The 18,628-nt window shown below is 70.4% G+C and carries 20 protein-coding genes; 9 read left to right on the top strand and 11 right to left on the bottom strand.

Features of this window, described 5'->3' with window-relative positions; translation table 11 throughout:
• Positions 1–27: 27 nt before the first annotated feature.
• Positions 28–645 (bottom strand): hypothetical protein, encoded by a 618-nt coding sequence (locus tag NH287_RS15495; RefSeq protein ID WP_374209391.1) that lies wholly within the window; start codon positions 643–645, stop codon positions 28–30.
• A gap of 54 nt (positions 646–699) precedes the next feature.
• Here NH287_RS15495 and NH287_RS12515 point away from each other — a divergent pair, with 54 nt between their 5' ends.
• Positions 700–1,098: a hypothetical protein gene (locus NH287_RS12515; RefSeq protein ID WP_217530519.1), complete on the top strand. Its 399-nt coding sequence runs from the start codon at positions 700–702 to the stop codon at positions 1,096–1,098.
• Positions 1,099–1,152: 54 nt separating this feature from the next.
• On the opposite strand, the gene NH287_RS12510 is transcribed toward NH287_RS12515, so the two are convergent.
• The 9 genes from NH287_RS12510 to NH287_RS12470 all read right to left on the bottom strand — a co-directional run bounded on the left by NH287_RS12510 (position 1,153) and on the right by NH287_RS12470 (position 10,239).
• Positions 1,153–2,421 (bottom strand): sugar ABC transporter permease, encoded by a 1,269-nt coding sequence (locus tag NH287_RS12510; protein ID WP_217530517.1) that lies wholly within the window; start codon positions 2,419–2,421, stop codon positions 1,153–1,155.
• Positions 2,418–3,206 (bottom strand): ATP-binding cassette domain-containing protein, encoded by a 789-nt coding sequence (locus tag NH287_RS12505; protein WP_217530515.1) that lies wholly within the window; start codon positions 3,204–3,206, stop codon positions 2,418–2,420. The genes NH287_RS12510 and NH287_RS12505 overlap by 4 nt, the downstream gene beginning before the upstream one ends.
• An 84-nt stretch (positions 3,207–3,290) precedes the next feature.
• Positions 3,291–4,379: a sugar ABC transporter substrate-binding protein gene (locus NH287_RS12500; RefSeq protein ID WP_217530513.1), complete on the bottom strand. Its 1,089-nt coding sequence runs from the start codon at positions 4,377–4,379 to the stop codon at positions 3,291–3,293.
• Positions 4,380–4,543: 164 nt separating this feature from the next.
• Positions 4,544–5,731, bottom strand: coding sequence for a sugar ABC transporter permease (locus NH287_RS12495; RefSeq protein WP_217530511.1), 1,188 nt, complete (start codon positions 5,729–5,731; stop codon positions 4,544–4,546).
• Positions 5,728–6,567, bottom strand: coding sequence for an ATP-binding cassette domain-containing protein (locus tag NH287_RS12490; protein ID WP_253035891.1), 840 nt, complete (start codon positions 6,565–6,567; stop codon positions 5,728–5,730). Before NH287_RS12490 ends, NH287_RS12495 begins: the two co-directional genes overlap by 4 nt.
• Before the next feature lie 10 nt (positions 6,568–6,577).
• Positions 6,578–7,630, bottom strand: a complete 1,053-nt coding sequence (locus NH287_RS12485) for a substrate-binding domain-containing protein (protein WP_253035890.1) — start codon at positions 7,628–7,630, stop codon at positions 6,578–6,580.
• Positions 7,627–8,808 (bottom strand): ROK family transcriptional regulator, encoded by a 1,182-nt coding sequence (locus NH287_RS12480; protein WP_253035889.1) that lies wholly within the window; start codon positions 8,806–8,808, stop codon positions 7,627–7,629. The genes NH287_RS12485 and NH287_RS12480 overlap by 4 nt, the downstream gene beginning before the upstream one ends.
• A gap of 44 nt (positions 8,809–8,852) precedes the next feature.
• Positions 8,853–9,716, bottom strand: coding sequence for an NYN domain-containing protein (locus NH287_RS12475; RefSeq protein WP_253035888.1), 864 nt, complete (start codon positions 9,714–9,716; stop codon positions 8,853–8,855).
• A gap of 10 nt (positions 9,717–9,726) precedes the next feature.
• A complete protein-coding gene (locus NH287_RS12470; protein WP_253035887.1) occupies positions 9,727–10,239 on the bottom strand; it encodes a hypothetical protein in 513 nt (170 codons plus the stop codon).
• Between the two features lie 152 nt (positions 10,240–10,391).
• On the opposite strand from NH287_RS12470, the gene NH287_RS12465 reads away from it, so the two are divergent.
• The 7 genes from NH287_RS12465 to NH287_RS12435 all read left to right on the top strand — a co-directional run bounded on the left by NH287_RS12465 (position 10,392) and on the right by NH287_RS12435 (position 16,917).
• On the top strand, positions 10,392–11,402 hold the full coding sequence (locus NH287_RS12465) for a LacI family DNA-binding transcriptional regulator (protein ID WP_253035886.1): 1,011 nt from the start codon (positions 10,392–10,394) through the stop codon (positions 11,400–11,402).
• Between the two features lie 121 nt (positions 11,403–11,523).
• Positions 11,524–12,225 (top strand): class II aldolase/adducin family protein, encoded by a 702-nt coding sequence (locus tag NH287_RS12460; protein ID WP_253035885.1) that lies wholly within the window; start codon positions 11,524–11,526, stop codon positions 12,223–12,225.
• 96 nt (positions 12,226–12,321) lie between these two features.
• Complete coding sequence (gene chvE, locus NH287_RS12455; protein ID WP_253035884.1) at positions 12,322–13,455, top strand: multiple monosaccharide ABC transporter substrate-binding protein; 1,134 nt, start codon at positions 12,322–12,324, stop codon at positions 13,453–13,455.
• A 90-nt stretch (positions 13,456–13,545) separates the two neighbouring features.
• Complete coding sequence (mmsA, locus tag NH287_RS12450; RefSeq protein WP_253035883.1) at positions 13,546–15,075, top strand: multiple monosaccharide ABC transporter ATP-binding protein; 1,530 nt, start codon at positions 13,546–13,548, stop codon at positions 15,073–15,075.
• 17 nt (positions 15,076–15,092) lie between these two features.
• Positions 15,093–16,322: a multiple monosaccharide ABC transporter permease gene (gene mmsB, locus NH287_RS12445; protein WP_253035882.1), complete on the top strand. Its 1,230-nt coding sequence runs from the start codon at positions 15,093–15,095 to the stop codon at positions 16,320–16,322.
• Position 16,323: 1 nt separating this feature from the next.
• Positions 16,324–16,464 (top strand): hypothetical protein, encoded by a 141-nt coding sequence (locus tag NH287_RS12440; protein WP_253035881.1) that lies wholly within the window; start codon positions 16,324–16,326, stop codon positions 16,462–16,464.
• A 90-nt stretch (positions 16,465–16,554) separates the two neighbouring features.
• A complete protein-coding gene (locus NH287_RS12435; RefSeq protein WP_253035880.1) occupies positions 16,555–16,917 on the top strand; it encodes a PLD nuclease N-terminal domain-containing protein in 363 nt (120 codons plus the stop codon).
• Positions 16,918–16,926: 9 nt separating this feature from the next.
• Here NH287_RS12435 and NH287_RS12430 read toward each other — a convergent pair whose 3' ends face one another.
• Complete coding sequence (locus NH287_RS12430; protein ID WP_253035879.1) at positions 16,927–17,907, bottom strand: Gfo/Idh/MocA family protein; 981 nt, start codon at positions 17,905–17,907, stop codon at positions 16,927–16,929.
• A gap of 48 nt (positions 17,908–17,955) precedes the next feature.
• Between NH287_RS12430 and NH287_RS12425 the strand changes: the two genes are divergently transcribed.
• On the top strand, positions 17,956–18,628 hold a 673-nt coding region (locus NH287_RS12425), incomplete at its 3' end, for a M20/M25/M40 family metallo-hydrolase (protein ID WP_253035878.1).

Raw genomic sequence — 18,628 nt, 5'->3', positions numbered from 1 at the left:
CGTCGAGCTGGCCCTGCTGGAACAGCGTCAGCGTCTGCGCGTTCTCGGTGGGCGTGATGTTGACGTCGCCGCCGCCCGACGTGTCGGTCTCGAACCCCTCGTCGGCGAGCCAGACCCGCGCCGCGACTTCTGGCGCGCCGGCGTCACGTCGAGCCGGTCGAAGGATCGGGCGAGGACGTCGTTCATCGCGAGGCTCATGTGCTTCAGGCGTCCGCCCGCCCAGACGACGACGTCCGGGTGGGCATGGGCTGCGATGAGCGCGGCGATGTCGTCCAGCGCGTCGAGGGACCGCGGCAGGCGCAGCAGCACGACCCGCGCCCCCGAGACGAGCCCCGCGCTCAACGGGAGCGACGACACGTGCCCGGTGAGGCCCAGCGCCGCGGCGTTGCGGGCGAGTGCGCGTTCGCCCACAAGGGCGTCCTGATGGACGCGGATGCCGGTGCCCCCGTCCCATGCCGCACCGAGGGCCAGGGCGCCGTAGGCGTCGCCGACGACCGCGATCTCCCCGGCGGCCGCGGCGGCGCGCGCGTCGGCGGACTCGTCGAGGATCAGCCGGTCGGCGGCGTCGGCGGCGACGAGCCCCGGAGCCTCGAGATCCGGGAGGCGGGACAGGCGCGCGAACGGGAACGGCGCGGCGGAGGTCACCCGTCGAGCGTATCGCCGGGCCGCGGCATCCCTCACCCGGGGGATACTCGGACGATGAAGACTCTCGCACGCTGGGTACTCGCCGGCGCCATGGTGTTCGCCGGCCTCAGCCACCTGTTCTGGGCTCGGAAGGAGTTCCAGGCGCAGGTGCCGGACCTCGTCACCGAGGTGCTGCCGATCGACAAGGACGGCGTCGTCGTCGCCTCGGGTGCCGTCGAGATGATGCTGGGCGCGGCTCTCGTCGCGCTCCCGAAGGAGCGGCGCCGCGTCGGGGCCATTCTCGCGGCGTTCTTCGTCGCGATCTTCCCCGGCAACATCGGTCAGGCCCTGGGGAAGCGCGACGGCTTCCGCCTCGACAGCGACAAGGCGCGCTGGGCACGGCTGCTGTTCCAGCCCGTCCTCGTCGCCTGGGCGCTGTGGTCGACGCGGGATGAGGGGTCCGCACGCGGCTGAGACGAGAGAGGCCCCCGTCCGCGCGGACGGGGGCCTCCTTCGTGCAGGGGGGCGTCAGGTGCGGACGCCTCCGGTCCGCAGACGCGACAGCGCATCGACGGTGGCGGCGAGGATCAGGACGCCGCCCGTGACCAGCAGGTTGAAGCCGGCATCCATCTGCAGCAGGCCGAGCCCGTTGATGATGATCGCGATGACGAGCGCACCGATCGCCGCGTGGATCAGCCGTCCGCGACCGCCGAACAGGCTCACACCGCCGACGACGGCCGCCGCGACACCCGAGAGGACGATGTCGCGTCCGACCGCGCCGTCGACCGAGCCGACACGCGTCTGGTTGAACAGCAGCGAGACGACCGACAGGCCCGAGGCGATCACGAAGCACCACCACTTCACCCAGCGGACCTTGATGCCGGCGCGACGCGCGGCCTCGGCGTTGCCGCCGATCGCGTAGACGTACCGTCCGAACTTGGTGCGGTCGAGCACGAACGTGCCGATGAACAGGATCGTGAGGACGACCGGCACGATGATCGGCACCCCCTCGATGGGGATGATCGACTGCGACCGGTTGAGGTTCAGGACGAACACCGCGGCCCCGCCGAGGATCAGGAGCACCGCGAGCTTGGCCCACACGAGCGCGATCGGCCGGTTGGGGACGCCCGCCCGGGTCCGGCGGCGCCGGTCCCAGAACGACAGTCCGCCCGAGATGAGCACCATGACGCCGAGCATGACCCAGCCGCCCCAGACCGGGAGCCGGCCGTTCTGCAGGGCCAGCAGCTCGGGAGCCTCGATCGGGTAGAGACCACCCGCGCCGATGATGAGGAGGGCGAGGCCCTGATACCCGAGGAACAGGCCCAGCGTGACGACGAAGGACGGGATGCCGATCCTCGCCACGAGGAAGCCGATCAGGGCTCCCGTCGCCAGGCCGATGAGCAGGCCGAGCCCGAGCGCGATCGGCCAGGGGATGTCGAGTTTGACGTTGAGGACGACGAAGGACGCGATGCCCACGCCGCCGGTGACACCGGCCGACAGGTCGATCTCGCCGAGCAGCAGCACGAACACGAGCGCCATGCCGAGGACGACGAGGGATGCCGCCTGGCTCATGAGGTTCGCGAAGTTCACCGGGGTGAAGAAGAACCGGCTGAGGATGCTGAAGAGGATGACGAGGAGGACGAGGCCGCCGACGGCGGGGAGCGCGCCCATCTCGCCGCCGCGCACCCGCTGCAGCCAGGCGCGTACCTGGTCGCCGACGCCGCCTTCGACGCCGCTGCCGATGAGGTCGCTCACGACGGGGTCGGGTGCCGCCGCGGTCCGGGTGCTGGTGCTCATGCGTCGCCTCCGACGGGGATCGTGGACGTCCCGACGAGCTGCACGCCCGGGGGGACCTTGGTTCCGGTGATGTAGCCGACGATGTCGTCGCGGGTGGTCTCGGTGGTGGCGACCTGCGCGACCATCTGGCCGAGGTAGAGGACCGCGATGTCGTCGGCGACCGCGAAGACGTCGGCCAGGTTGTGGCTGATGAGGACCACCGCGACACCCTGGTCGGCGAGGCGGCGGACGAGGTTCAGGACCTGTTCGGTCTGCGCGACGCCGAGGGCGGCCGTGGGTTCGTCGAGGATGACCACCCGCGCCTTCTTCAGCACGGCGCGGGCGATCGCGACGGTCTGCCGCTGACCGCCGGACAGGCTCGACACCTTCTGCCGCACGCTCTTGACGGTGCGCACCGAGAGGGAGCGGAGGGTGTCGGAGGCCTCCTTCTCCATTCGGCCCTCGTCGAACGTCCCGCCGATGACCTCCTCGCGGCCGAGGAACATGTTCTGGACGATGTCGAGGTTGTCGCAGAGCGCGAGGTCCTGGTAGACGACCTCGATGCCCAGCGCACCGGCTTCACGCGGGGTCCGGAGCGACTGCTCCTGACCGTCGACGAGGATCTCGCCGGTGTCGTAGGGCTGCACACCGGCGAGGCCCTTGATGAGTGTGGACTTGCCGGCGCCGTTGTCGCCGACGAGGGCGGTGACCATGCCCGGTCGGACCGTGAGGTCGACGCCCTTGAGGACGCTGACCGGGCCGAAGGACTTCGTCACGCGCCGGAGTTCGATGATGGGTTCGCTCATGCGGGTTCTCCTGAGAGGTCGGGGTGTCGCGCAGACAGGGAGGGTGGGGATGCCGCGGGTCGCGGCATCCCCACCCTCGTCAGATCACTCGACGCCGAACTCGGCGCACTTGTCGGCGAGGCTGACGCCGGCGATCTCGCCGGAGCAGACGTCCGAGGCCGAGGCGTCACCGGCGGCGACGACGTCCTTGACCTTGTCGGGTCCGACGAGCTGCGGGGTGACCGCGATGTAGGGCGTGCCGTCCTCGAGCTTCTGGTCGGCCGACGGCGTCGACCCCTTCAGCAGGTCGGTCGCGACCTTGATCGCCGCCTCGGCCTCATCCTTGACCGGCTTGTACACCGTCGCGGTCTGCCATCCGGTGAGGATGTTGCGCAGGCCCTCGACGTTGGCGTCCTGGCCCGAGACGGCGACACCCGTGAGGTCGCGGTCCTGGAGCACCTTGATGACGCCGTCGGCGTTGGTGTCGTTGGCGGCCCAGACGCCGTCGACCTTGCCGCCGTTGGCGGTGAGCGCCTGCTCGAAGTTGGTCTGCGACTTGGCGCCGTCCCAGACGCCCGGAGGCTCGGCGGTCGGCTTGATGCCCGCCGCCTCCATGACCTCGACGGCACCCTTCTTGAACATGGCCGCGTTGCCGTCGGTGGGGTCGCCGCCCATGTAGTAGACGACGGCCGTCTTCGGGTCCTTGCCGGCCGCCTTCAGGCCGTCGAGGACGGTCTGGCCCTCGAGTCGGCCGACCTCGACGTTGTCGAACGACACGTAGTAGTCGGCGCCCTGGAACGGGCGGTCGTAGGCGATGACGGGGATGCCCTGGGACTTCGCCTTCGTGGCGACACCCACGGCGGCGCCGTTGTAGTCGACGAGCAACATCACGCCGCAGCCCTGGGTGAGCTGCTGGTCGCCGATGGTCGCGTACTTCGAGGTGTCGCCCTGCGCGTTCTGGATGTCGACGTCGAAGCCGGCGGCCTTGAGGCCCTCATCCAGGTACTTGCGGTCGAAGTTCTCCCAGCGGGGCGAGGACGCCGCGTCGGGGAGGATGACGCACGCACGGCCGGCTTCGGCCGGTTCGGCCCCGCCGCTCGAGCCCGCGGGTGCCGGGGTGCTCGCGGACGAACAGCCGGCGAGCAGGAGTGCAGCGGCCCCCAGGACTGCTGCGACGGACAGGGACTTCTTCATCGTTCGCCTTTCGACAGTGAAATCAAACGAGCGCGGCATCGCGCTTGACGATGATCTTGATGCGTTCACGAAATGAAGTCAAGATGTGAACATAACGCTTTCGTCACCGCCGACGACCCGATGGGCGGCGGACCGACCGCGCCCCGTGCCGTGCGTGCGACGCGCTATCCGGCGCCCGATCCGAGCCGCGAGCGACGTGTCACCGCGTCGAGGGCGACCGCGAAGACCAGCACCGCCCCGGTGACCATGAACTGCACGGCAGAGCTCAGGTTCACCAGCGTCAGCCCCGCCGAGATCGCCTGGATGACGACGACGCCGAGCAGCGCGGCGAAGGCCGAGCCGCGGCCGCCGAAGAGCGACGCGCCGCCGATGATGGCGGCGGCGATCGCGTTGAGGTTCGTGTCGGCCGCTCCGGTGCTCTGGTTCGCGGCGGCGAGCCGCGCGGCCGCGAGCACCCCGCCGGTCGCGGCGAGGGCCGAGCACAGCACGAACACCGAGACGACGACGCGGTCGACGCGGATGCCGGCGCGTCGGGCGGCCTCGATCGATCCGCCCACGGCGAAGACCGACCGCCCCCACCGGGTGCGGGTGAGGGCGAGGTGGGCGGCCACGACCAAGACGACGAACACCACGAACATGACGCCGACGCCGCGCGAGAGTCCCAGATACCAGGACGCGCCGACGAGACCGATCAGCAGCAGCGCTCCGCGCACGACGATCGTGAGCGTCCGCTCGCTCTCGAGCTCCGCCGCGGCGCGGCGCCGTGCGCGGCGCAGCAGGGTCGCCGTGTAGGCGAGCGCGGTCCCCACGGCGAGAAGGTACGCCAGCCAGTGCGGCAGGTACATCTGCTGGGCGAACTGCACGATCCACGAATCGAACGGAAGGTTGATGGACCCCGCGTCGCCCAGCACCCAGAGCTGGACGCCGAGGAGACCGAGCAGGCCCGCGAGCGTGACGACGAAGCTCGGCAAGCCGAGCTTCGTACGGAGCACCCCGTAGCAGACCCCCACGACGCACCCCGCGGCGATCGCCGCACCGATCGCGAGGGGGAGGGGCCACTGCAGTTGGACCGCGCCCACGGCGAGGATCGCGGCTGCCACACCCGACATCGAACCCACCGACAGGTCGATCTCGCCGATGAGGAGCACGAGCACGATGCCCAGCGAGATCGTGCCGATCGCCGCGCACTGCATCAGCAGATCGCTGAGATGCCGGCTCGTGAGGAAGACCGGGTTCAGCGTCTGGAACACGACCGCGATGACGACGAGGGCGAGGACCACCGGCATCCGCCCCACGTCGCCCGACCGCACCCGGGCGAGCGTCAGGGCGATCACCCCCGCGTCGCGGTTCACCGGTCGCCGTCCGTCCGGCGCCGCGCCCCGGACAGCGGGATCACGGGGGCGCGGGGCTCGTCGGGGAGCGGCGCGGGCCTCGCGACGTCGAGGGCGCCCGTGATCGCGGCGATGAGGACCTCGCTCGTGGCCTCCTCGGCGTCGAACTCGCCGTTGTTGCGCCCGAGGCGCAGCACGACGATGCGGTCGGCGACGGCGAGCACGTCGGTCAGGTTGTGGCTGATGAGCACCACGCCGTGACCACGGTCGCGCAGGCGCTCGATCAGGTTCAGCACCTCCGCGGTCTGGGCGACACCCAGGGCGGCGGTCGGTTCGTCGAGGATGACGATGCGCGGCTCGCCGATGAGCGACCGCGCGATCGCGACCGTCTGGCGCTGGCCTCCCGACAGGGTGGAGACGGGTACCCGCACGGAGGGGATCTTCGCGGCGAGCTCGCGCAGCAGCATCCAGGTCCGCTCCTCCATGCCGACCTCGTCGAGGCGACCGCGTTCGAGGAGCTCACGACCGAGCCACAGGTTCGCGACGACGTCGAGGTTCTCGCAGAGGGCGAGGTCCTGGAACACCGTCGCGATCCCGAGGTCCTGCGCGTCGGCGGGGGTGGAGAGCTGCACGACGTCGCCGTCGAGCTCGATCGTGCCCGCATCGGCGGGGTGCACACCGGCGAGGACCTTCACGAGCGTCGACTTGCCGGCGCCGTTATCGCCGACGAGGGCGACCACCTCGCCCTCGCGGACGCGGAAGTCCACCCCGCTGAGCGCACGCACGGCGCCGAAGCGCTTGTCGATGCCGCGCATCGTGAGGACGTGGTCGCCGGTGCGACGGGAGGAGACGCTCACGCGGGTGCTCTCATTCCAGCCCCGCCGCAGCGCAGGCCTCGGCATAGGCGGGGGTGCAGATGTCCTGCACGGTCCAGAACCCGTCGGCGACGACGGTGTCGGCGATGTCGTCGACGGTGACGGCGACCGGGGTGAGGAGGGTCGCGGGGATGCCGTCGACGGTCGTGTCGCCCGCCGGGCGCTCACCGCTCGCGAGCTGCAGCGCGACGTCGGCGGCGATCGTCGCCTGGGTCCGCAGGGCTTTGTAGACGGTCATGAACTGGTCGCCCGAGACGATGCGCTGGAGCGCCGTGAGCTCGGCGTCCTGACCGGTCACCAGCGGGACGGGCGAGACGTCGGCGGCGCGGAGGGCCGCGATCGCGCCGCTCGCGGTGCCGTCGTTGGCGGCGTACACGGCGACGATCTCGTCGCCGTACTGGGCGATCTGCCCCGCCACCCAGGCCTGCGCCTTGTCGGGACTCCAATCGGGAGTGTCGTACTCGGCGAGGATCCGGAGCCCCGCGTCGGCGATGACCCGGCGCGCGCCCGCGCGGAACTGCGCGGCGTTGCTGTCGGTCGGTGAGCCGTGGACCATGAGGATGCCGCCGTCCGTGCGACCCTCGCGCTCGAGGCCCGCCACGAGGGCGTCGGCCTGCAGCTCGCCGACGCGCTCGTTGTCGAAGGAGACGTAGTACGCCGGCTTCCCGCCGCCGACGATCATCCGGTCGTAAGAGACGACCGGCACGCCCTCGGCGGTCGCCGCCGCGAGGATCGACGCCGCCGCGCGACCGTCGACCGGGTCGAGGACGAGGACGGCGGCACCGGCCGCCAGCGCGGACTCCGCCTGCTGCTGCTGCCGCGCGGCATCCTGATCCGCGTTCGTGTACAGCACCTGCGCGTCGCCCGATTCGGCGATGCGCTCCTCGAACACCGGTCGGTCGAACGTCTCGTAGCGGGCGGTCTTCTTGTCGGGCAGGAGCAGGGCGATCGTGGTGCGGCCGGACGCGGTGTCGGAGAGCGCGCATCCCGAGAGTGCGGCGGCCGTGGCCCCCACGACGACGAGGGCGGCGAGTAGCCGTCTCATGCGGAGAACGCGACCAGTTCGGCGTCGACGGCGACGTGATCGAGCGCGAGCGCGATGGCCCCGCGGGTCTCGGCCCACTCCGCGAAGTCGGACGCCACGATCTCGGGCACTCCGCCGCCGAGGATGGAACGCTCGAGCGAGTGGCGCAGCGGTGCGAGGAGGATCTCTCCTGCCCGCGCGAGCTCGCCGCCTACGACGATGCGTTCGGGGTCGATGAGGTTGCACAGGCTCGCCGCGGCGATGCCGATGTGACGCCCGGCATCCGCGATCGTCCGCTGCGCCGCCGCGACGCCGTCGCCCGCCGCCGTCACGAGGTCGCGGAGGCGATGGATGCCGTCGGCTTCGCTGAAGCCCGCGAGCAGCGCCGGGCCGGCCGCCACGGTCTCGAGGCAGCCCCGGTTGCCGCAGCGGCAGCGGGCACCGTTCTCGTCGATCGTCATGTGGCCGATCTGGCCGGTGCGGCCGCTCACCCCGCGGAAGAGGTCGCCGTCGACGAGCAGTCCCGCGCTGATGGCGTGCCCGACGGTGATGTAGACCGAGGAGGAGGCGCCGCGGGCAGCGCCCTCCCGCGCCTCGGCGAGCGCGCCGAGATTGGCCTCGCTGTCGACGTGCACGGGCCGGCCGATGCGGGCCGACAGGCTGCGGGCGATGTCGACGCCGTCCCACCCCGGGAGCAGCCCCGGAGTCGAGATGACGGAGGTGCGCGGATCGACGGGTGCCGGGAGCGCCAGGCCCACGGACAAGAGGTCGGAGAGGGAGCCGCCGAGGCCCTCGACCATGTCGCCTAGGAGCAGGCTCAGCCGGTCGAGCTCGGCGTCGTGCCGGTGGTCGGGAGCCAGCGGCAGCGAGGTCTCCGCGACGACCGACCGCGTGGCATCCGCGATCGCGACGTGCAGCTTGCGGGTGGAGAAGTGCGCACCGGCGACGAGGCCGACTTGGCGGGCGAGCGAGACGAGGGTCGCCCGCCGCCCGCTCCGCGAGGTGAAGGACGTGTGGAGGACGCCCGTCGCGGTGAGCTCCTTGACGATGTTCGACACCGTCGCGGGGGAGAGGCCGGTCGCGCCCGCGAGCTCGATCTGCGTCAGGCGCCCATGCCGCTTGAGCGAATCGAGCAGACGTGCACGATTCGCTTCTCGCAGCGAGGACTGCGAGCCGGGCGGTGTTGACCGGCGAGCCACGGGGACACCCTACCGCGCGAGGCGCGCGTCCGGCCCCGGGCGGGTCAGGCGGCGTCGATGAGGCGGACGCGGACGATGTTGGTGGTCTCGTCGAGCTCGGCGACCTTCGGGTGGTCCTTGACGAAGTCCGAGAAGGAGCGGTGGCCGAGCGCCTTCTCGCTGAAGGAGGGGTCCATGCGCTTGAGCAGGTTCTTGACGGCCGAGAGGTGGACCCACTCCTCGTCGGTGCGCTCGTGCTCGAGCCGCAGTGCGCGGGAGAGGAGCTGTTCGACGGGGTCGACCGTCTTGCGTCGGCGCCGACCAGCGCTGGGAGCGGCCTCGGGTGCGGGTTCGGGGTGGGCGAGGGTCACACCCGGGAGCGCGTCGTACGCGTCGAACTGGTCGCACGCGGCGGCGAGCGACTTGGCCGTGGAGCCGGCGACCCCGACGGCGACGACATAGCGGCCGAGGCGCTTGCACCGCTGCGCGAGCGGCACGTAGTCGCTGTCGCCGGCGACGATGACGACGTGGGTGAGGTCCTCGAGGCGGAAGAGGTCCTCGACGGTGTCGACGGCGAGGCGGATGTCGGCACCGTTCTTCGCGTACGCCGCCGCCGGGAACAGCTGCACGAGGTCGACCGCCCGGGCGACGAGCTGCTGCCGGTAGAGCGAGTTCACCGGCGACGACCAGTCCGCGTAGGCGCGGGTGAGCACGAGGGTGCCGAACGAGGCGGCGTAGTCCATGATCGCGCCGACGTCGATCATCGCCGCCGCGAGACGGTCGGCGATCTCCTTCTCGTCGGGATCCGCCGTGATCCGCTGCCGGTCCCGCGAGTAGCTGTTGCGACCGTGCACCCGGTCGTACCAACTCATGACGATGTTGTCGAAATCGAGGTAGACCGCGACGCGAGGAGTGGAGGAATCCGGCATCCCCCCAGTCTTACAGCTTGGGGCCGCGAGGTGTTCCGGGAACCGTGTCGCTGAGGCCGAGGACGAAGTCGAGGATGTCGCGGGCCGTCGCCGTCCGCACCGGACCGCGCCCGAGCGCCCACCCGGCGTCGTCCGCGGAGAAGGTCGACCCGGCGACGGCGGCGCGCCGCTCGAAGGGCATGCGTGTGACGGCATACAGCGCCACGGCCCCGCTCAGGGTGGGCGGGAGTGCGACCGGGCGATCGCCCGCGAGGACGAGCAGGGCGCGTGTCGCGTCGACGAGGGAGCGGATGCGGCGGCGCCGACCGCCGCGGATCTCCGCCACCACCTCGGTGAGCGGTGTCCCCGCGGAGGATCCCAGACCGGCCTCGGCGAGGAAACGGTCGGCGTCGTCCTGAGATCGCGCGAGGCCCGCTGCGAGCGCGACGACGTCGGCGAGCGCCACTCTCCAGTCGCCAGTCACCGCGGACTCGTCCGTGCGCTCCCGGTTGCTGAGGGGCAGGTGGCGCGAGAGGTCGGACATGCGGTCAGCTTAGGCGGCGGCGGGCGCGATGTGACAGGCCGTCTTGTCACACGCGAGGCCCCGTCACGACAGGGGAGTAGGGTGCCCTGGAGGTCGGGACGTGCATAATGGCGTCGAATCGATGTGACCGTGAACATTCAGCGAGGGGCCCGATGAGCGACGATGCCGCCGGTCGGAGACCGAGTATCCGCGATGTCGCGCGCCTCGCGGAGGTCTCGCACCAGACGGTGTCCCGCGTCCTGAACGACCACCCCAGCATCCGGCCGGAGACGCGGGACCGGGTTCTGGCGGCGATGCGGGACCTCTCGTACAGCCCGAACCGCGCGGCCCGTGCGCTGGTGACGAGCCGGTCGCGGACCATCGGCGTGCTCGCGGCGTCGGCGACGCAGTACGGCCCGGCCTCCTCCATCGCCGCGATCGAAGCGGCCGCGCAGGCGCGGGGCTACTGGGTGTCGACGGCGAACATCGACCCCGGCGACCCCCAGTCCATCCCCGACGGCATCTCGCACCTCATGGCCCAGTCCGTCGAGGGCCTCGTCGTGATCGCGCCCCAGGTGCGCGTCATCCGGGCGATCTCCGCCCACGCCGTCGACGTGCCGTTCGTGACGCTGCAGTCCACCGATCCCGACGCGGGCCACTCCGTCGCCGTCGACCAGGTCGCGGGCGCCCGACTGGCCACACGCCACCTGATCGAACTGGGCCACCGCTCGATCTACCACCTCGCGGGGCCGCAGGACTGGATGGAGGCGGAGGCCCGCATGACGGGCTTCCTCGAGGAGATCAGCGCGTGGGACATCGCCACGACCGCGCCGATCCTGGGGGACTGGACCGCCGACTTCGGCTACTACGCCGGGCGCGAGCTGCTGCGGTACCGCGACTTCACGGCGATCTTCTCCTCCAACGACCAGATGGCGCTGGGGCTCCTGCACGCCGTGCGCGACGAGGGCCTGGACTGTCCGCGCGACATCAGCATCGTCGGGTTCGACGACATCCCCGAGGCGGGCCACTTCTGGCCGCCGCTTACGACGGTGCGTCAGGACTTCGCCGAACTCGGCCGCCGGTGCGTCGAGATCCTGCTCGACGAGGCGGGGTCCGCAGCGCTTCCCATGCTCACGCCGGAGCTCGTCGTCCGGTCGTCGACCGCGGCGGTCGCCCGACTCTGACCCTCTCGGCGCGTCGTGTTTGACATCGCCGCGGCCTTGGGTGCATAGTCTCCGATGTGAACGGTCACATGGCCGTCACCCGGCCGAGTGGATCGGACCGCGCAGGACAAGGGAGTCGGCAATGGCGTCGAAGGACGAGCGCTACGTGAGCGGGGTGAAGACCGAGGTGGCCGTCGCACGCATCCGCGAGCGAGTGGCATCCCTCCTGGTCGACCTGTCCCGCCGCGGCCTCGTCTCGGCCACGCTGTGCGAGCGCGTCCCCGACGCGGACCTCTTCGTCACCCGACCCGTGGACGCGGATGACGATCTCGCGCCCGAGCGAATGATGGTCCTCACCCTCACCGGCACCCCCGTCGCCGGGACGCCCGGCGGGGGCGGCGCGCGCCCCGCCGACGTCGCGCTCTACGCGACGGTGCTCCGCGAGCTCCCGGACACGATGGCCCTCGTCCACCTCGAGACCGGCCACGCGGCCGCCTGGGCGGCGCGCGGGCAGGAGATTCCCTGCGTCACCGCCCAGTCCGCCCGCGAGTTCGGCGGCACGGTGCCTGTCCTCGCCGGTCCGCGCGTCGACCCGGCGGCGCTCGTCGAGGCGCTCCGCGGCGACGGCGCCTCCGTCGTCCTCGTCGCAGGTCTCGGCGCCTTCTGCGCGGCCGGCTCCGCCCGCGAGGCGGCCCGTGTCGCGCAGGTGCTCGAAGGCGTCGCCCGCACCGCTGCACTCGCCGCGGTCGGTGGACCCATCGAGCCCCTCTCGCCCGAGACGATCGCGGACCTCTCCGGCCGCGCTCGCGACCTGCGGGAACCGATCACCGACGGCCGCCGGTAGCCCGATACCGGGCGCGGCCACCACCCACAGGACCCCGGCAGGGGTCATGCACCAACCGAACACCACGACACCGAAGTCAACGGGAAAGGAATCACAGTGAAACTAAAGAGGATCATCTTCGTCGGCCTCGCAGCCGGCGCCCTCGCACTCACGGCATGCGCCGGCGGCAACGGCGGTGGCACCAGCGGCGGCGGCAACGAGGGCGGCGGCGACGGCGGCCTGATCGGCGTCGCGATGCCGACCAAGAGCTCCGAGCGCTGGATCCAGGACGGCGACGCCGTCAAGAAGGCACTGGAGGACCAGGGCTACAAGGTCGACCTGCAGTACGCCGAGGACGACATCCCCACCCAGGTCTCGCAGATCGAGAACATGATCACCAAGGGCGCCGAGGCGCTGATCGTCGCCTCGATCGACGGCACGACGCTGACCGAGGCCCTGCAGAACGCGGCGGATGCCGACATCCCCGTCATCGCCTACGACCGCCTCATCAAGGGCACCGAGAACGTCGACTACTACGCGACGTTCGACAACGAGCTCGTCGGCAACCAGCAGGCGTGGACCGTCCTCAACGGTCTCGGCCTGACCGACCTCGAGGGCAACAAGCTGGACGACGCGCCTGAGGGGCCGTTCAACATCGAGCTGTTCGCCGGCTCGCTGGACGACAACAACGCGTTCTTCTTCTTCAACGGCGCGATGGACGTGCTGAAGCCCTACATCGAGGACGGCACGCTCGTCGTCAAGTCGGGCCAGACGAGCATCGAGCAGGCAGCGACGCTCCGCTGGGACGGCGAGACCGCGCAGAGCCGCATGGAGGACATCCTCACGGCCAACTACAGCGACGGCACGCAGGTCGACGCCGTCCTGTCGCCCTACGACGGCATCTCGCGCGGCATCATCTCGGCTCTCGCCGACGCCGGCTACTCCGTCGGTGAGGAGTGGCCGATCATCTCCGGTCAGGACGCCGAGGTCGACTCGGTCAAGGCCATCCTGAGCGGCGAGCAGTACGCGACGATCTTCAAGGACACCCGCGAGCTGGCCAAGGTCGCCGCGGACATGGCCGTCGCCGTGCTGAACGACGAAGAGCCCGAGACCAACGACACCACCACGTACGACAACGACGTCAAGGTCGTCCCGTCGTACCTGCTGGCCCCGGTCCCGGTCGTCAAGGACAACGTCCAGTCGGCACTCGTCGACACGGGCTACTGGACGGCGGAGGAGCTGGGTCTCTGACCCGGGTCCGCCACTGACCATCCGCGTCGGCGGCGAGGTTCGCCTCGCCGCCGACGCACCCCCATCCATCCCTCACGGAAGTCGGAGATCGTGACCGAGACCATCCTCGAGATGCGCGGCATCACCAAGACGTTCCCTGGCGTGAAGGCGCTGTCGAACGTCAACTTCGCCGTCCAGCGCGGCGAGATCCACGCCATCTGCGGCGAGAACGGAGCCGGCAAGTCGACGCTCATGAAGGTGCTGTCGGGTGTCTACCCGCACGGCACCTACGACGGCGAGATCCACTACGCCGGCGACGTCGTCGAGTTCAAGAGCCTGCGCGACAGCGAAGCGCGCGGCATCGTCATCATCCACCAGGAGCTCGCGCTCAGCCCCTACCTGTCGATCGCCGAGAACATCTTCCTCAACAACGAGCGCACGGGCGCCGGCGGCCTCATCGACTGGAACAAGACCAACTTCGAGGCGGCGAAGCTGCTCAAGCGCGTCGGACTGCGCGAGAACCCCACCACGAAGGTCAACCAGCTCGGTGTCGGCAAGCAGCAGCTCGTCGAGATCGCCAAGGCGCTCTCGAAGGAGGTCAAGCTCCTCATCCTCGACGAGCCGACCGCCGCCCTGAACGACGAGGACTCCGATCACCTGCTCGATCTGATCCTCAGCCTCCGCGAGGAGGGGATCACGTCGATCATCATCAGCCACAAGCTGAACGAGATCAAGAAGGTCGCCGACGCCGTCACGGTCATTCGCGACGGCAAGACGATCGAGACGATCGCGAAGTCCGACGTCACCGAGGACCGCATCATCAAGGACATGGTGGGTCGCGACCTCGAGCACCGCTACCCCGACCACGAACCGCAGATCGGCGACGAGCTGCTGCGTGTCGAGAACTGGACCGCGCACCACCCGCAGGACCCGACCCGTGTCGTCGTCGACGACGTGTCGATCACGGTCCGCGCGGGCGAGATCGTCGGGATCGCCGGCCTCATGGGCGCCGGCCGCACCGAGTTCGCGATGAGCCTGTTCGGCCACAGCTACGGCACCCGCATCTCGGGCAAGGTCTTCATGCGCGGCCAGGAGATCCGCACCCGCACGGTGTCGGAGGCCATCGCCAACGGACTGGCGTACGCCACCGAGGACCGCAAGACCTACGGACTGAACCTCATCGACGACATCAAGCGGAACATCTCGATGGCGTCGCTGAAGAAGCTCGAGAAGGCGGGGCTGGTCGACGACAACGAGGAGTTCGCCGTCGCCAACCAGTACCGCAAGAGCATGAACATCAAGGCGCCGACCGTGCTCGCCAAGACCGGGAAGCTCTCGGGCGGCAACCAGCAGAAGGTCGTCCTGTCGAAGTGGATCTACTCCGACCCCGAGGTGCTCATCCTGGACGAGCCCACCCGCGGCATCGACGTCGGAGCGAAGTACGAGATCTACACGATCATCAACAAGCTCGCCGCCGCAGGGAAGGGCGTCATCGTCATCTCGTCGGAGCTCCCCGAACTCCTCGGCATCTCCGACCGCGTGTACGCGCTGTCGGAGGGTCGGATCACCGGTGAGGTGCCGATCAGCGAGGCCACCCCCGAACACGTCCTCAAACTCATGACCATGGAGAAGCCCCGCTGACGGGGCAGGAGACACACATGTCCAACACCACTTCCACGGAGACCGCCGCCGGCGGCGGCATCCATCCGTCCGACAACCGCGTCACCCGCTGGCTGGCGACGGTCCTGTCCGACCTCGGCCGCAACGGCATCTTCATCGCCCTGATCGCGGTCGTCGTCCTGTTCGCGATCCTCACCGACGGCATCCTGCTGCGACCGCAGAACCTGTCGAACCTGGTCGTCCAGAACGGGTACATCCTCGTGCTGGCGATCGGAATGGTGATGATCATCATCGCCGGCCACATCGACCTGTCCGTCGGGTCCGTCGCGGCCTTCATCGGCGCCGTGTCGGGTGTGCTGGCGGTCGACATGGGACTGCCCTGGGGCGTCGCGATCATCCTGTCGCTCCTGATCGGTGCCCTCGTCGGCGCCTGGCAGGGCTTCTGGGTCGCGTACGTCGGCATCCCCGCCTTCATCGTGACCCTCGCGGGCATGCTGATCTTCCGCGGCCTCGCGCTCGTGGTGCTCGGCAACCAGAACATCGGCTCGTTCCCGACGGAGTACCGCGCGCTCGGCAACGGCTTCCTCGCGGGGCTGTTCGGCGAGTCCGACCCCGACCTGTTCACCCTCGTCATCGGTGGGGTCGCCATCGTCGCCCTCGCGGTGCAGCAGGTCCGCACGCGCCTCGGCCGCCAGAAGTACGACCAGGACGTCGATCCGCTCATCTGGTTCATCGCCAAGCTCGCGCTCGTCGCGGTCGTCATCGGCTGGTTCACCCTCGCGCTGGCCTCGTACAAGGGCATCCCGGTCACCCTGATCGTGCTCGCCGTCCTCGTGCTCGTCTACGGCATCGTGATGAACCGCACGGTCTTCGGCCGTCACATCTACGCCATCGGCGGCAACCGCCACGCGGCGGAGCTGTCGGGCATCAAGACGCGTCGGGTGGACTTCTGGCTCTTCGTGAACATGGGTGTCCTCGCCGCACTGGCGGGCCTCATCTTCACCGCGCGCCTCAACCTCGCCGGTCCCAAGGCGGGTGAGGGCTTCGAGCTCGAGGCGATCTCGGCGGCCTTCATCGGCGGCGCGGCGGTGCAGGGCGGTGTCGGCACGATCGGCGGCGCGATCATCGGTGGTCTCATCATCGGTGTCCTGAACAACGGCATGTCGATCATGGGCATCGGCATCGACTGGCAGCAGGCCGTGAAGGGTCTCGTGCTGCTGTTCGCCGTCGCCTTCGACGTCTACAACAAGCGTCGGGCAGGCCACTGAGATGGCGAAGAATCCACCCACGGGCGGCGACCTCGACCGACCCGGTCCGACGACCGCGCGGATCACGATGTGGATCTGCGGCGGCGCCGTGGGTCTCTACATGGTCGTGAGCGGCCTCATCGGTGCCCTGACCACCGGCTGAACCGGCCCGCTCACCGGCCGACCGCATCCCCTCTTCCCGACGCGGAGGAGGGGATGCGGTCGTTCACCGCTGACTCAAAGACTCGGGCGCATGCCCTATCTGGTCTCGCTCGTCGTACTGGCCGGGATGATCTTCGCGCTGGTTGACATCATCGCGCGCGATCAGAGCCTCGTGAAGCACATGCCCAAGACGGTCTGGCTCTTCGTCGTCATCCTGCTGCCGTTCCTCGGGACGGTGCTGTGGTTCACGATCGGTCGCGAGTACCCGCGGCGCGAGGTCAGTCGTCCGCCGCAGTTCGCCCCCTGGGCGAGCGAACCCGCCGCGCCGCCGGTGCGCGCGCACGAGTCCCGCTCGACCGAGCAGCAGCTCGCCGACCTCGAGCGCGAGATCGAGGAGGAGCGGCTGCGCGCGGAACTCGCCCGGCGCCGCCGTGAGCTCGGCGACCCGGCCTGAGCCGCGGCGTCAGCCGCGCGGGTAGACGACGCCGATCTGCCGGCGGATCTCGTCGAGCGTGCTCATGATCGCGACACTCTGCGCGATCGGGAGGATGTCGCCGTCGGTGCGCCCCTGCGCGATGAGCTGCTCGGCGTGAAGGGCCTGGAACTGCATGCCGCGGCCGTCGATCTCGGTGCGGAACTCCTCGACGAGCGCCCCGTCTGCCCCGAACACACGGAACGTGGTCGGCGCGTAGAAGACGCCGTCGATCTCGATGCGTCCCTTGGTGCCGACGACCTGGGCGGCGTTGGCGCCGGCCGCGCGCGAGGAGGTGAGGAGCGAGGAGACGCCGCCGTTCGCGTGCAGCATCGCGATCGCGACGTCGGTGTCGGCTCCGGTCGCGGCCAGCTGCGCCGTGGCGCGGATCTCGGCCGGTGCGCCCAGGACGTCCCAGGCGAACGAGACCGGGTAGATGCCGAGGTCGAGGAGCGCGCCCCCGCCGAGCGCGAGGTCGTTGAGACGGTGGCTCGGGTCGTCGGTGATGTTCTGGGTGTGGTCGGCGCTCACGAGGCGGACCTCGCCGATGACGCCGTCGGCGAGGATCTCGCGCAGGCGCACCATGTGGGGGAGGTAGCGCGTCCACATCGCCTCCATCGCCAGCAGACCGTGATCGGCGGCGAGGTCGCGGATCGCGACGGCCTGGTCGGCGTCGAGCGTGAGGGGCTTCTCGATGAGGACGTGCTTGCCGTGCTCGAGGGCGAGTGCGGCGCCCGCGAGGTGGTGGCTGTGCGGGGTCGCGATGTAGACGATGTCGACCTCGGGGTCGGCGACGAGATCCTCGTACGATCCGTGGGCGTGAGGGATCCCGTACTGCTCCGCGAACGCCTGCGCGGAGTCGAGCCGGCGCGAGCCGACGGCGGTGACGGTGCGCCCCGCCGTCTTCAGGTCCGAGGTGAAGGCGTGCGCGATGCCGCCGGTGGCCAGGATTCCCCAGCGAAGAGAGGTCATCGCCCGAGCCTACCGGCGCAGCGTGCGCGCCGGATCTAGAGTCGGATCGTGACCCGTCCCGACGCCGCCGCCCTCGACCGGTTCCGCGAGCTGCTGCGGATCCCGACGGTGTCGATGCCGCCGGGGGAACCGGATGCCGAGGGTGCACCGTTCGTCCGCTTCCGGGACGCCGTCGAGCGGCTCTACCCCGCGCTCCACGGCGCGCTCGAGCGCGAGGTCGTCGGCGGCTACTCGCTGCTCTACCGCTGGCGCGGAGCGGATGCCGCGGCTCCCCTCGTCCTCATGGCGCACATCGACGTCGTGCCGGTCGTCGCGGACGAGTGGGACCGCGACCCGTTCGGAGCCGAGACGGTCGGGGCGGGCGACGACGCCGAGATCCACGCGCGCGGTGCGGTCGACGACAAGGGCGCTCTCGTCGCGATCCTCGAAGCCGTCGACGCCCTCGTCACCGAGGGGTTCACGCCGCAGCGGGACGTCTACCTCGCCTTCGGCCACAACGAGGAGGTCGCCGGCGACGGCGCCCAGGCCATCGTCGAGGTCCTGCGGCAGCGCGGCGTGCGGCCCTCGCTCGTGCTCGACGAGGGCGGCGCGGTCGTCGAGGGCGCGATCCCCGGGGTGCACGTGCCCACCGCCGTGATCGGCGTCGCCGAGCGCGGCGTCATGACCGTGCACCTCACCGCGCGGGAACTCGGCGGGCACGCCTCGACCCCGCCGCGCGACC

This window comes from Microbacterium sp. CnD16-F, from assembly GCF_024124465.1.
GTDB classification, from domain to species: domain Bacteria; phylum Actinomycetota; class Actinomycetes; order Actinomycetales; family Microbacteriaceae; genus Microbacterium; species Microbacterium gawkjiense.
This window is presented reverse-complemented; position numbering and strand designations above follow the sequence as displayed.

Bases quoted from the DNA above. Each gene is read 5' to 3' on its own strand.
- NH287_RS12485 (WP_253035890.1), bottom strand. From the start codon at position 7,630: ATGAGACGGCTACTCGCCGCCCTCGTCGTCGTGGGGGCCACGGCCGCC.
- mmsB (WP_253035882.1), top strand. From the start codon at position 15,093: ATGTCCAACACCACTTCCACGGAGACCGCCGCCGGCGGCGGCATCCAT.
- NH287_RS12435 (WP_253035880.1), top strand. From the start codon at position 16,555: ATGCCCTATCTGGTCTCGCTCGTCGTACTGGCCGGGATGATCTTCGCG.
- NH287_RS12465 (WP_253035886.1), top strand. From the start codon at position 10,392: ATGAGCGACGATGCCGCCGGTCGGAGACCGAGTATCCGCGATGTCGCG.
- NH287_RS12460 (WP_253035885.1), top strand. From the start codon at position 11,524: ATGGCGTCGAAGGACGAGCGCTACGTGAGCGGGGTGAAGACCGAGGTG.
- NH287_RS12505 (WP_217530515.1), bottom strand. From the start codon at position 3,206: ATGAGCGAACCCATCATCGAACTCCGGCGCGTGACGAAGTCCTTCGGC.
- NH287_RS12510 (WP_217530517.1), bottom strand. From the start codon at position 2,421: ATGAGCACCAGCACCCGGACCGCGGCGGCACCCGACCCCGTCGTGAGC.
- NH287_RS12430 (WP_253035879.1), bottom strand. From the start codon at position 17,907: ATGACCTCTCTTCGCTGGGGAATCCTGGCCACCGGCGGCATCGCGCAC.
- NH287_RS12515 (WP_217530519.1), top strand. From the start codon at position 700: ATGAAGACTCTCGCACGCTGGGTACTCGCCGGCGCCATGGTGTTCGCC.
- NH287_RS12440 (WP_253035881.1), top strand. From the start codon at position 16,324: ATGGCGAAGAATCCACCCACGGGCGGCGACCTCGACCGACCCGGTCCG.
- NH287_RS12470 (WP_253035887.1), bottom strand. From the start codon at position 10,239: ATGTCCGACCTCTCGCGCCACCTGCCCCTCAGCAACCGGGAGCGCACG.
- NH287_RS12500 (WP_217530513.1), bottom strand. From the start codon at position 4,379: ATGAAGAAGTCCCTGTCCGTCGCAGCAGTCCTGGGGGCCGCTGCACTC.
- NH287_RS12475 (WP_253035888.1), bottom strand. From the start codon at position 9,716: ATGCCGGATTCCTCCACTCCTCGCGTCGCGGTCTACCTCGATTTCGAC.